Genomic DNA, 12,694 nt, shown 5'->3' on the forward strand with positions numbered 1-12,694 from the left:
TGTCGCGCTCGCGGGACCGTCGACAGCGGAGCACGCACACCTGTCGCTTCGGCAAAGGGGGTGCGACCAGACCACGGACGGGAGGCGCGGTGCGGGTCCGAACCGCATCCCACCTCCCGTCCGTGGGCGCGCTTCAGGCGGTGGCGAGCCGGCCCATCTCGGCCACCACGCCGCGGAGGCGGTCCGCCAGCTCGTCGCGCGAGCCGTCGGCGAAGCGGTGCGCCGACTCGACGAGCGCCGCCATGACGAGCGTCACCGCCGTCCGCGCCGAGTCGACGTCGGTCCGCTCAGCAGCGACCTCGAACACGGCGAGCCTGGCCCGGGCCATCCACTGCAGCATCGCGGGCACGATCTCCGGCCGCGCCTGCACGAGTTCCTTCATGCGGCGCCGGTCAGCGGGCAGTGTCACAGTGTCGGCGACGAGGTCGCAGAGGTTCGACACCAGCAGGCCCTCGGCGGTCAGGAACGCCTGCCGAGCGGCTTCGGGGACCGAGCTGTCGGGGAGCCCGAGGGCCGCGTCACCCTTCGACGGGAAGTAGTTGAAGAACGTGCGGGGCGAGACTCCGGCGTCGGCGCAGATCTCCTCGACCGTGACGCCGGCCAGGCCCCGGTCGGACACCAGTGCCAGCGCGGCCTCGTGGATCGCCTGCCGGGTCTGCTGCTTCTTGCGCTCCCGCAGGCCGCACTCGCCGGTCGTCGGCCCTTCGGTGGTGCTCACGTGCTGCTCCTCGGGTGGAACGGGTCCTGCTGGGCGGGGCCTCCCGCCGGGTGGCGGGAGGCCCCGGTCGGGTCCTACGCGCGGTCACGCTGGACCGGGATCGAACCGGTGCCGGGCGCGGTGGGCGAGCCCATCGCGTCCGCGGCCCGCACGGCCTGCACCTCGAGGTCGTCGGCGGTGCCGGCGTCGTCCGCCTGCTCCTGCAGGGCCGAGCTCTTGCGGAGCGGCGGCGCCTTGAAGAAGAAGCTCAGGACGAACGCGAGCAGGATCACTGCGAAGCCGACCCAGTAGACCGTCACGGCCGAGGCGTTGAACCCGGACATGAACGGCCGGGTCAGGGCTGCGTCCGCACCGTTGAGGTACGACGTGTCACTCGTCTCGGCGTTCGAGTCGCTCGAGTCGTTCGCGCCCTTGTCGATCTGCTTCGACAACTCCGGTGCGAGCTGGTCGACCCAGTAGGTGCGCTGCGCCGAGTCGGACCAGTCGACGACGAGCCGGCCGTCCTGCACGCTGGCGTGCGCCTTGTCCGCGGCGGCGGTGAGTGCCTGCTGCTGCACGGCGTCGGGAGCCCCGGCGGTGGCCTGGGTCACCCGGTCGGTGGCGGTGTCGAGGCCGGACTGCACCTGCTGCTGCAGCGGGGTGACGATCGGGTCCCAGATCTGGTCCATCACACCCTGGTTGGCCTTCTCGCTGGCGACCTCCGGGTCGAGCGCCGCACTGAGAGCGGGCTTCAGGTTCGACTCGTCCGCCGTGGCGTGCAGGATGTTCGTCGGCATGAGCGAGAACAGCACGGAGAGCAGGACGGCGGTGCCGAGCGTGCCACCGATCTGCCGGAAGAACGTGGCCGACGACGTCGCGACGCCCATGTCCCGCGGCTGCACCGAGTTCTGCGAAGCCAGGGTGATGCTCTGCATGAGCTGTCCGAGCCCGAGGCCGATCAGGAACATGCCGATCATCAGGAACCACAGCGGCTTGTCGATCGTCATGAACGTCAGGACGACGTAGCCGAGCGACACGAGGGCCGTGCCGATGACCGGGAAGATCCGGTAGCGGCCGGTGCGCGCCACGATCTGCCCCGACGCGATCGAGGCGATCATCAGGCCGCCGATCATGGGCAGGGTCGCGAACCCGGACTGCGTCGGGGTCAGACCCGTGACGATCTGCAGGTAGAGCGGGATGGTGAGCATCGCGCCGAACATCGCGAAGCCGACCAGGAAGCCCAGGATCGTCGCCATCGAGAACGTGCTCGAGCGGAACAGCTTGAGCGGGATGATCGCGTCGTCCTGCATGCGGGTCTCGATCACCAGGAACGCGACGAGGCCGAGCACACCGATCACGTAGCAGGCGATCGCGCTCGCCGAGCCCCAGCCCCACGTGCGACCCTGCTCCGCGACGAGGAGCAGCGGCGCCAGCGTGACGATGACCGAGGTCGCGCCCCACCAGTCGATGCGCGGCTTGGCCTTCGCCTCGCCGAACTTCGGCAGGTGCAGGAACGCGATCACCATGAGCAGCGCGGCGACGCCGATCGGCACGTTGATCAGGAAGACCCATCGCCAGCCGGTGATGCCGATGATCGAGCTCGCGCCGGCGAACAGGCCACCGATGAGCGGGCCGATCACGGACGAGATACCGAACACGGCGAGGAAGTACCCCTGGTACTTCGCGCGCTCACGCGGGGCGAGGATGTCGCCCATGATCGCGAGCGGCAGCGACATCAGCGCACCGGCACCGACGCCCTGGAACGCGCGGAAGGCGGCGAGCATGGTCATCGACGTCGAGATGGTCGACAGCAGCGAGCCGAGGATGAAGACCACGATGCCGAAGATGTAGAGCGGGCGGCGGCCGAAGACGTCCGACAGCTTGCCGTAGATCGGGGTCGTGATGGTCGACGCGATCAGGTACGCGGTCGTGACCCAGGCCTGCTGGTCGAGGCCGTGCAGGTCGTCGCCGATGGTGCGGATCGCGGTGCCGACGATGGTCTGGTCGAGCGACGACAGGAACATGCCCGCCATCAGGCCGTAGATGACGAGCAGGATCTGGCGGTGCGACATGATCGGCTTGCCCGGCGTGTTCGCCGGGGAGTCCTGTCGTCCGCGCGACACCTCGACGGGTGCGGTGGCAGTGGACATGCGGGGTTCCTCACAGGGGATGTGGCGTGGTGGTCGTCGGCCCGGGCGGGACCCCGAACGAGGGTCAACCTTGCAGGCTCTGCAACTTTACACCGCCAGCACCTTTGCCACCAACGCAAAGTTGCCGATGGTGCACGTTCGTGTACGGGTTCTCAGGGTGACCCGGGGGACGCGCCTGTCCAGGGAGCGCAGCGCACCGGAGCGTACGGTCCACCGCATGACTGATGAGCACCGCACCCCGCGTCCCGAAGACGACGCCGCGCGCCTCGGTCTCGTGGTCGTCGGAGAAGCAGCAGCCCTGCAGTCCGGCGACGAGGCGGCACTGGACGCGAGCGAGCAGAACATCCGCGACACGATCGACGAGCTGGTCGACGAGCCCCTGACCCCGCGGCAGGAGGAGGTCGTCGAACGACTCGCTTCGGCCGGTGGCACGCTCACCGCCGGACTGAGCGGTGCCCTCGCCGCCCAGAGCGGCCGCAGCGTCGACGACGTGCTCGAGGGCGCGGCGCGCAGCGTCCTGTGGCAGCAACGACTTGCCGACGAGCGCGAAGACGCCGGGTCGCAGGAGCGTGAGGACGCCGGTGCGCAGCAGCGCGACCCGCGGAACGAGAACGGGCGCGACGAGGGCTGAACCCCCGCCACGCCCGCTGCGTGCGTCCCGTCGGCTACTCGGCCGGTTCGACCTGGGCCGGCACCGACTGCTCGCGCACGACGGCACGAGCGGCGGCCTGACCGGTCGTCGTGCTCTTCACGATGTCGCTCAGGGTGAACCCGGCGGTGGCACCGAGCAGCGCGTCGACCTCGCTGAACTGACTGACGACACTCTTCGACAGCGCACCCGCGCCGTCCGAGGACACCACGGTGAGCGTGTCGATGTTGCTCATCGGCGCGGCGAGCTCGCGGGCGATGCTCGGCAGCGCCTCGATCGCCTTGACCCGCAGGACGGCCTCGGAGTGCTGCGCCAGTGCGTCGGCCTGCGCCTTGGTGGCGTCGGCCTCGGCCTGACCCTTCGCACGGATCGCATCGGCAGCTGCCTCGCCCTCGGCGCGTGACGCGTCGGCGGCGAGCTTGCGCGCCTCGGACTCGGCCTTCGCCTCGGCAGCGATCGCCTCGGCGGAGATCCGACGGGCTTCGGCCTGGGCGCGTGCGGTCTCGACCTGGGCCCCAGCGGCGGCCTCGGCCTCGACCCGGGTCTTGCGCGCCTGCGCCTCGGCGACGGCGGAGACCTCGGACTCGAGCTCGGCGCGACGCAGTTCGGCACGCTTCTGCGCCGTGATCTGCTCCTGCTCGACGACGCCCTGGGACGCGCGGGCCTGGGCGAGCGGGCCGGCGGCGGCGGCCTCGGCCGACGCGCGATCGGCGTCGAGCTGCAGCGCCGCACGACGGATCGCCAGGGTGTTCTCGGCCTCGGCGATCGCCTGGTCGGCGGTCGCACGAGCTTCTCGCGCTTCACGGTCGGCCTGGGCCTCGGCGTTCTCGGCCTCGAGTCGCACACGCGCACGTTCGGCACGGCCGAGGTCGCTGATGTACTCGTTGCGGTCCGAGATGCCCTTGATCTCGAACGAGTCGACGTCGAGACCCTGGCTGTGCAGGGCGTCCTTGGCGACGTCGAGCACCGCGACGGTGAGCTGGTCGCGCTTGCGGATGATCGTCGACACGTCGGTCGCACCGATCGAGGCGCGGAGCGAACCCGACAGCACCTCGCGCGCGAAGTCGTCGATCTTCTTCTCCTGCCCGAGGAACCGCTGCGCGGCCGCCCGGATCGAGGCGTCGGTCTCGCCGACCTTCACGAGCGCGACCGCCTCGACATCGATGGTGACGCCGCGGGAGTCCTGCGCGTTGACGTTGATGTCGATCGCCCGCGAGCTGAGCGACAGCTTCGCGACCTTCTCGAAGAAGGGGCGCACGAGCACGCCGGCGCCCAGCACGACCTTGATGCCGGACTCGACGGTCTCGGTGCCGTCGTCGTTCTTGACCTTGCGGGAGCGCTTGCCGGTGATGATGAGCGCTTCGTCGGCGCCGGCGTTGCGGTACACGACCTTGGCGTAGATCAGCGCGATCACGGCGAGGACGATGATCCCCACGATGATCAGCGGGACGGCTCCGAGCGCGAACAGGACTTCCATGACTCCCCCTCACGGACCAGGCGCCAGCCTGGATTCCGCATCTGTTGTTCCGTTGGCTCCCATCCTAGGAGCGCGCACCGACGGCAGCGGACTTGTCCACAGACAGGAGGCGCGGCGCAGGATCACCTGCACCGCGCCTCCAGGCCGGGGTTGCGTCAGCGCCTACGCCCCCGCACGCCACCAGTCGTCGAACGGGGTCGCCGGAACCTGGCGCTTGTGCTCCGTCGCGCGGTAGCGCGACTCGATCGCCTCGGCGACCTCGACCGGCACGTCGTGTCCCTGCAGGTAGGCGTCGATCTCGGCGTACGTGAGCCCGAGGTTCGCCTCGTCGGTCTGCCCGGGCAGCTCGTCGAGCAGGTCGGCCGTCGGCGCCTTCTCGTACAGGCGGGCGGGTGCTCCGAGGTGCTCGAGCAGCTGCCGCCCCTGGCTCTTCGAGAGCCCGGTGAGCGGAGTGAGGTCGACGCCGCCGTCGCCGTACTTGGTGAAGAAGCCCGTGACGGCCTCGGCCGCGTGGTCCGTGCCGACCACCAGCAGACCGCGCTGCCCGGCGACCGCGTACTGGGCGACCATCCGCATGCGAGCCTTGACGTTGCCCTTCACGAAGTCGCTCAGCTCGACGCCGGACGCCGCCGTGTCCTCCATGACCCCGTCGACCCCGTGTTCGATGTTCACGGTGATGCCCGGGTCGGCCGCGATGAACTGCAGGGCCAGCTGGGCGTCGTCCTCGTCGGCCTGCACGCGGTAGGGCATGCGGACGGTCGTGAACTCGGCGGGGTGTCCCTCGGCACGGAGGGACTCGACCGCGAGCTGGGTCAGGCGGCCGGCGAGGGTGGAGTCCTGCCCGCCGCTGATCGCGAGGAGGTACCCCTTCGCCCCGGTCGTCAGCAGGTAGTCGCGCAGGAACCCGACGCGACGGGCGACCTCCTGCTCCGGGTCGATGGTCGGCTGGACGTTGAGGTCCGCTGCGATGGCGGCTTGGAGTTCACGCACCACCCCAGTATCACGCCGATCCGGCTCCGTGGACCGGAACCGTCCCGAACCCGGCGGACGAACTGACCGGCGGAGGTCCCGGAGCGGTGGTGACCCGATCACCACCGCCCCGGGGATCCGCGACGACCCGAACGCGTCGCGGACCCGGTGGGCGGACGCCGGTACCCGCCGGCGCCCGTCCTGGTCAGGCGCGACGGGGTGGTCGCGCCGGGATCGCGGTGGGTGCTCCGTGGTGTTGCACGATGCCTCTTCCTCCGACGGGGCCCGCCGCTGATCCGCCCCCGGTGGTGAGCCGAGGGATGTGAGGGCCCGAGAGTCGGGCCGGAACGCGGCTGGTGGGGCCGCTTCCTGTGCAAGTTACCAGGATCGGATCACGCGGTGACGCCCCCGTTGTGGGGCCGCGAAGCACGCATCGTTGACAGTTCGATGTCTAACAGTTAGAGTCCTGACCATGCAGGCACCGGACTTCACGACACCGCTCCAGCTCATGCGGTGGATCGGATGGGCACAGCGCAAGGGCGCCGAGGAGTGGGTCCGTGAGCGCGACCTCACCCACGAGCAGTCGTTCGTGCTCGGGTACCTGCAGGAACACCCCGGCGCCATCCAGCGGGACGTCGCCGAGGCCACCCGGACCAGCGCGGCCAGCGTCTCGAGTCTCCTGCAGGGGCTCGAGCGGCGCGGCCTGATCGAACGACGACCGGACGCCACGAACGGGCGGACGAAGACGGTGCACGCCACCCAGGCAGGCATCGACCTCATCGCCGGGTTCACCGACGCCATGATCGCCCTCGACGACTCCCTGCTCGCACCGCTCGACGCGGACGAGCGCACCACCCTGCGACAACTGTTGCTCAAGGTGACCGCGGAACTCGCGCCACCGACCCGCTAGCCGCACCGCCGAACCACCGCACCGACCCGCTCCACGCACCACGCGCCTCCCGGTCGGATCCGCCGGCGCGCCCACGCGACCCTCCCCGGTCACGCCGCCCGTGACCCCACCGGTCGCGCGCTCCGCCCTGCCGCGCCGGCACCCGTCGACGCGCGCTCCACCCTGCCGCGCCGGCACCCGTCGACGCGCGCTCCACCCTGCCGTGCCGGCGTTCGTCGGCGCGCCCACCGCCATGCCCGGAAGGGAACCGTCATGTCCTCCACCACCACCGCTGCGGCGACGAACCGCTGGTACCTCTCCGCTGCCCCGATCGCCCGAGCCCTGGTGCACCTGTGTGTGCCGATGGCGGCGGCGATGGTCGTCAGCGCCCTGTACAACGTCATCAACGCGGGCTTCATCGGCGCCCAGCACGACACGTCCCTGCTCGCCGCGATCACCTTCGGCACGCCGTTGCTCGGCCTCGTGATGGCCGTGGGCGGGGTGTTCGGCGTCGGCGGCAGCGCGTTGATGTCCCGGTTGCTCGGAGCATCGGAACACGATCCCGACAAGGCTCGGGACATCAAGCACGTCGCCTCGTTCGCCCTGTGGGGTGCGGTCGTCACCGGAGCCGTGCTCGGCGTCGTCGGACTCCTGCTGCTCCGCCCGCTCGTCGCCGTCCTCGGCGCCGACGCCGCAGCGGTCCCCGCCACGAGCGAGTACGTCGCCGTGATGCTCGCGTTCGTCCCGGTGCTCGCCGCGTCCTTCGCGCTCGAACAGATCGTCCGCTCCGAGGGCGCCGCCCGCCAGGCGATGATCGGCCTGGTCCTCTCCACGGTCGGCAACCTGGTGTTCGACGTCCTGTTCATCCTGGGGCTGCACTGGGGTGTCGGCGGCGCCGCACTCGCGGTGGGCCTGGCCAACGTGGTCTCGATCGCCTACTGGGTGGCGTGGCTGCAGCGGAACAGCGAGAACGTCAGCTTCGCGCCGAAGTGGTTCACCCTGCGTGCGGACATCCTGAAGCCCGTGTTCGGCATCGGTGTCGGAGAACTCCTGCAGTCCGCGTTCCTCATCGTCACGACACTCGTCCTCAACAACCTCGCCGCCGCCTACGGCGACGACCCGCTGGCGGCGATGGGCGTCGCGGTCCGCATCGCTCAGGTGCCGGAGTTCCTGGTGATGGGCGTGACCATCGGCGTGCTGCCGCTGCTGGCCTACGCGTTCGGAGCGGGTGACGCAGCTCGACTGCGCTCCGGCCTGCGCGCCGCGGCCCTGACCGTCGGCGGCATCGTGCTCGTCTTCTCCGGCACCGTGTTCGTGTTCCGCGAGCAGGTCTTCACGATCTTCTCCGGTGACCACTCGGTGCTCGCGATCGGGATGACGATCCTGACGGCACAGCTCGTCGCCGCCGTCGTCAACGGGTTCACGGGGCTGCTCACCTCGCTGTTCCAGGCGACCGGGATGGTCATGCCCGCGATGGTGCTGTCGATGGCGCAGGGCGTGCTGTTCGTCCCCATCGTGATCGCCGGCAACGTGTGGTTCGGGCTCGCCGGGATCATCTGGGCGCTCACCGTCACCGAGGGCATCGTGTTCGTCGCCGCCGTCGTCCTCTGGCTGGCGACGCGGGGCCGCATCGCCCGGGGCCTGGCCGAGGGGAGCGCGGCACGCGCGGACGCCGCGCTGGAGGCCGCCCCCGTGGCGTGAGGCGCGTCGCCCCCGGCGTCACGCACCGCGTGCGGACGGGAGGCCCGGTGCCGGTCGGGCACCGGCCCTCCCGTCCGTTGGTGGTCGCGTTCCGAGCGCCGCGTTCGCCGCGTGCGTGCGCTTCGTGAGCAGGAATGGTCGGGTGTGCGCGTGCGACCCGACCATTTCTGCTCACGAAGTGCGCGCTACGCCCTACGCGCCGCGGCTGCGCCGCAGGAGCAGCACGACGACCGCGCCGGCCACCAGGATGGCTCCGGCGCCGAGGCCGATCCACACGCCCGGCGCGATGCCCGGCGACGAGGACGGTGCACCATCCGAAGCCCCGGTGGCCGTCGCGGTGGCACTCGGCGTGGGCAGGGCGCTCGCTGTCGGAGTCGGCCTCGGTGTGACCGTCGCGGTCGGCGACGCAGCAGCTGCCCGGTACTCGAACGCGAGCGTGCCCTCGATCGGGTGCCCGTCCGGCGACACGTAGCGCCAGAGCACGGTGTAGTTCCCCCGGTCGAGGTCGACCGCGCGACTCATGGTCGTCCCCGACACGGACACGTCGCCGGTGGCGACATCGGTGCCGGACGCATCCGTGACCTGGATGCGGAGGCCGGCGTCGAGGCCGGCGAGCGGCGCCTCGGAGAAGGTCAGGTCGACGGACTCGAGCGGTTCGGTGACGACCGCCCCGTCAGCCGGGGTACTGCTGGTCAGGGCCGAGTGGGCCGACGCGGGTTGGACACCGACGAGCGTCAGCAGTCCCGCCGCGACGATCGCCAGTGCCGCCGCCGTGGTTCGGGCTGTGCGCATGCGCCGACTCTACCGACGGTCGAGCGGCAGCCCGCTGGGGGTCAGAGCTGCTCGCCGAGGAAGTCCGCGTACGTCGGCTCGTAGCGCGCTTCGCTGACACTGACGAGCTGGTGGCCGGTACCTTCGAGGCGTTCGGCGACGAGGGCGGCGAGGTCCTCGGGCGAACGGAGGCCGTGGCGGTGCCAGGCGTTCTGCGTGGTGGCGGTCATGACGACCAGCCCTTCATCGAGATGATGCGCATCTCGGATCCGTCCGGGTCGACCCGCTGTGCCAGACCCCACAGATCGTGAGGAGCATCGTGACGACGAGTCCCTGATGTCTGACCCGGTACCTCCACGCTAGGTGGTGGGGCGCGTTGCGTCGAACGCAGTGCGCTTCTCGGCCGACCAGCCCGTGACGGACGGGAGGCCCGGTGCCAGCTGGCACCGGGCCTCCCGTCATCAGGGCGTCGCGCCCAGGGCGCGGGTCCGCTCGATCAGTCGGTGCCGGAGTCGAAGGCCGCGCCCTCGGACGCGAGGTCGGTGCGGCGACCCATCGCGTCCTCGGCGTCGGAGGCGACGATCGCGCCACCGAGGATCTCCTCGGCCTCGCCCGCCTCGAGCTCCCCGACGAGCTCGGCCGTCGCGCCACCGATGAGGCCGGCGGCGGCGTACTGCTCGAGCCGCGAACGGGAGTCCGCGATGTCGAGGTTGCGCATGGTGAGCTGGCCGATGCGGTCGTCCGGGCCGAAGGCGGCGTCGCCGACGCGCTCCATCGACAGCTTGTCCGGGTGGTACGACAGCGCGGGGCCCGTGGTGTCGAGGATCGTGTAGTCGTCACCCCGACGCAGGCGCAGCGTGACCTCGCCGGTGACGGCGGAGGCGACCCAGCGCTGCAGCGACTCGCGGAGCATGAGGGACTGCGGGTCGAGCCAGCGGCCCTCGTACATCAGGCGACCGAGACGACGGCCTTCGTTGTGGTACGAGGCGACCGTGTCCTCGTTGTGGATCGCGTTGAGCAGGCGCTCGTAGGCGATGTGCAGCAGCGCCATGCCCGGAGCCTCGTAGATGCCACGGCTCTTCGCTTCGATGATGCGGTTCTCGATCTGGTCGGACGCACCCAGGCCGTGGCGGCCACCGATGGCGTTCGCCTCGTAGACCAGGGCGACCGCGTCGGTGTACTCGACGCCGTTGATCGCGACGGGGCGACCGGCTTCGAACCGGACACTGACGATCTCCGTCGCGACCTCGACTTCGTCACGCCACGCGGCGACGCCCATGATCGGCTCGACGATGTCCAGGCCGCTCGACAGCTCTTCGAGGCTCTTCGCCTCGTGCGTCGCGCCCCAGATGTTCGCGTCGGTCGAGTACGCCTTCTCGGTGGAGTCTCGGTACGGGAACCCGCGGGCGACGAGCCACTCGCTCATCTCCTTGCGGCCGCCGAGCTCCTCGACGAACTCGGAGTCGAGCCAGGGCTTGTAGACGCGCAGACGCGGGTTGGCCATCAGGCCGTAGCGGTAGAACCGCTCGATGTCGTTGCCCTTGTAGGTGGAGCCGTCGCCCCAGATGTCGACGCCGTCTTCCTTCATCGCGCGGACGAGCATCGTGCCCGTCACCGCGCGGCCGAGCGGCGTCGTGTTGAAGTACGTCTTGCCACCGGAGCGGATGTGGAACGCGCCGGTCTGCAGGGCGACCAGGCCTTCTTCGACCAGGGCGCTCTTCGCGTCGACCAGTCGGGCGATCTCGGCGCCGTACTCGTGGGCGCGGCTCGGGACGGCGTCGATGTCCGGCTCGTCGTACTGGCCGATGTCGGCCGTGTAGGTGCAGGGGATCGCTCCCTTCTCGCGCATCCAGGCAACGGCGCAGGAGGTGTCGAGACCCCCTGAGAACGCGATGCCGACTCGTTCGCCGACGGGGAGACTGCTCAGGACCTTGGACACGGGGTCAATCGTACGGGGCCAGCGGGCCGGGCTACCGTCCAGGGCGACGGTTGTGGAGAACTGCACCGCCGGAGTGCGGCCTTCCGGTCACGTGCTGGTGCCCCTGGACAGCACCGCAGGGACTCGAACCCCTTCGACCTGCTGGTGCCCCTGGACAGCACCGCAGGGACTCGAACCCCTTCGACCTGCTGGTGCCCCTGGAGGGACTCGAACCCCCAACCGTTTCCTTAGGACGGAACTGCTCTTCCATTGAGCTACAGAGGCTGGCCCGTCCACTCTAGCGGCGGAAGCCCTGCAGGAACGCGTGCAGTTCGTCGACGAACAGGTCGGGCTGCTCGAACGGCGCGAAGTGCCCACCGCGGTCGAGTTCGTGGTGGAACACGAGGTTCGTGGTGCGCTCGAGCCACTCGCGCGGCACCCGCACGATGTCGCCGGGGAAGATCGAGAACCCGGACGGCACCTCGACCCGTCGTTCCAGCTGCTCCGCCGGGATCGCCGCGTTCGCGTGGTACATCCGCACCGCCGAGCCGATCGTGGCGGTGACCCAGTACTCGGTGAGCAGCGCCAGGACCTCGTCGCGCGTGTAGACCGACCACAGGTCCCCGCCGCAGTCGCTCCACGCCCGGAGCTTCTCGACGATCCAGGCAGCGAGACCCGCGGGTGAGTCGTTCAGCCCGACGGCGGCGGTCTGCGGCTTCGTCCGGTGCAGCATCGCGTAGGCACCCTCGGCGGTGCGCCACCGATCGGTCGCGGCGACGAACTCCCGCTCGGCGGCGGACAGCGTCGACGCATCGAGCCCCGGCCAGGCGAGCCCGCCGTCGATGCGGTGCACGGCGACGACCCGGTCGGGGTGGTCGAGTGCCAGGTACCGGGCGACGTGCGTGCCGATGTCGCCGCCGGATACCGCGAACCGCTCGTACCCGAGGTCCGTCATGAGCGTCGCCCACATGCCGGCCACCTGCCGGGCGTCGAGCACCTGCGGCGGCGCATCCGAGAAGCCGTACCCGGGCATGTCCGGCACGATGACGTCGTACCCGGCGTCGACGAGCATCGGCAGCACCTTGCGGTACCGCCACCCGGAGTCCGGCCAGCCGTGCGCGAGCAGGACCGGCAGGGCGTCGGGCCGCGGAGCGCGGGCGTGCAGCACGTGGATGCCGATCCCGTCCACGACGACACGGCGCGAGGGCAGCGCGGCGAGCTCGGCACGGTGCGCGTCGAAGTCGAACCCGCCGGCCCAGTACTCGACGAGCGGGCGCAGGACGTCGAGGTCCACGCCGAGCGACCAGGCGACCCCGGCGGGCGCGTCCGGCCAGCGCGTGGCGCGCAGCCGAGCGCGCAGGTCGTCGATGGTCGCGTCGTCGATGTGCGGTGTCTCGCCCATGTCGGCGACGCTAGTCAGCGCCACCGACAGGCGGACTGGAGGCCCGTGGCGGCGTCACCACGGGCCTCCAG

11 protein-coding genes and 1 tRNA gene are annotated in these 12,694 nt (G+C 70.7%); 3 read left to right on the forward strand and 9 right to left on the reverse strand.

Annotation, left to right across the window (positions count from 1 at the left end; all coding sequences use genetic code 11):
* Positions 1-133: 133 nt before the first annotated feature.
* Both KK087_RS08145 and KK087_RS08150 read right to left on the reverse strand, forming a co-directional pair.
* Positions 134-718, reverse strand: a complete 585-nt coding sequence (locus KK087_RS08145; protein ID WP_214544241.1) for a TetR/AcrR family transcriptional regulator — start codon at positions 716-718, stop codon at positions 134-136.
* Between the two features lie 74 nt (positions 719-792).
* Entirely contained in the window at positions 793-2,847 is a 2,055-nt protein-coding gene (locus KK087_RS08150) for an MDR family MFS transporter (RefSeq protein WP_214564795.1), read from the reverse strand.
* A 217-nt stretch (positions 2,848-3,064) separates the two neighbouring features.
* Here KK087_RS08150 and KK087_RS08155 point away from each other — a divergent pair, with 217 nt between their 5' ends.
* Positions 3,065-3,478, forward strand: a complete 414-nt coding sequence (locus tag KK087_RS08155) for a hypothetical protein (protein ID WP_214528716.1) — start codon at positions 3,065-3,067, stop codon at positions 3,476-3,478.
* A gap of 34 nt (positions 3,479-3,512) precedes the next feature.
* Here KK087_RS08155 and KK087_RS08160 read toward each other — a convergent pair whose 3' ends face one another.
* Positions 3,513-4,973 (reverse strand): SPFH domain-containing protein, encoded by a 1,461-nt coding sequence (locus KK087_RS08160; protein WP_214528717.1) that lies wholly within the window; start codon positions 4,971-4,973, stop codon positions 3,513-3,515.
* A 162-nt stretch (positions 4,974-5,135) separates the two neighbouring features.
* Positions 5,136-5,963: an NAD(+) synthase gene (gene nadE, locus KK087_RS08165; protein ID WP_111041248.1), complete on the reverse strand. Its 828-nt coding sequence runs from the start codon at positions 5,961-5,963 to the stop codon at positions 5,136-5,138.
* Between the two features lie 451 nt (positions 5,964-6,414).
* On the opposite strand from nadE, the gene KK087_RS08170 reads away from it, so the two are divergent.
* On the forward strand, positions 6,415-6,852 hold the full coding sequence (locus KK087_RS08170) for a MarR family winged helix-turn-helix transcriptional regulator (protein ID WP_214564796.1): 438 nt from the start codon (positions 6,415-6,417) through the stop codon (positions 6,850-6,852).
* A gap of 252 nt (positions 6,853-7,104) precedes the next feature.
* A complete protein-coding gene (locus KK087_RS08175) occupies positions 7,105-8,532 on the forward strand; it encodes an MATE family efflux transporter (RefSeq protein WP_214564797.1) in 1,428 nt (475 codons plus the stop codon).
* 192 nt (positions 8,533-8,724) lie between these two features.
* Here the strand turns inward: KK087_RS08175 and KK087_RS08180 are convergent, their stop codons facing one another.
* From KK087_RS08180 to KK087_RS08200, 5 genes are all read right to left on the reverse strand, one after another.
* Entirely contained in the window at positions 8,725-9,324 is a 600-nt protein-coding gene (locus tag KK087_RS08180) for a copper resistance CopC family protein (RefSeq protein ID WP_214564798.1), read from the reverse strand.
* 41 nt (positions 9,325-9,365) lie between these two features.
* The gene (locus tag KK087_RS08185; protein ID WP_214564799.1) at positions 9,366-9,533 is read right to left on the reverse strand and encodes a hypothetical protein; all 168 of its coding nucleotides are present in this window, start codon (positions 9,531-9,533) and stop codon (positions 9,366-9,368) included.
* Positions 9,534-9,799: 266 nt separating this feature from the next.
* Complete coding sequence (gene argG, locus KK087_RS08190) at positions 9,800-11,242, reverse strand: argininosuccinate synthase (protein ID WP_214564800.1); 1,443 nt, start codon at positions 11,240-11,242, stop codon at positions 9,800-9,802.
* Between the two features lie 189 nt (positions 11,243-11,431).
* Positions 11,432-11,506, reverse strand: a tRNA-Arg gene (locus KK087_RS08195).
* Between the two features lie 13 nt (positions 11,507-11,519).
* Positions 11,520-12,623: an epoxide hydrolase family protein gene (locus KK087_RS08200; RefSeq protein WP_214564801.1), complete on the reverse strand. Its 1,104-nt coding sequence runs from the start codon at positions 12,621-12,623 to the stop codon at positions 11,520-11,522.
* Positions 12,624-12,694: the final 71 nt, after the last annotated feature.

Origin of the sequence: Curtobacterium aurantiacum, assembly GCF_018598555.1 — a bacterium.
Classification (GTDB): Bacteria; Actinomycetota; Actinomycetes; order Actinomycetales; family Microbacteriaceae; genus Curtobacterium; species Curtobacterium aurantiacum.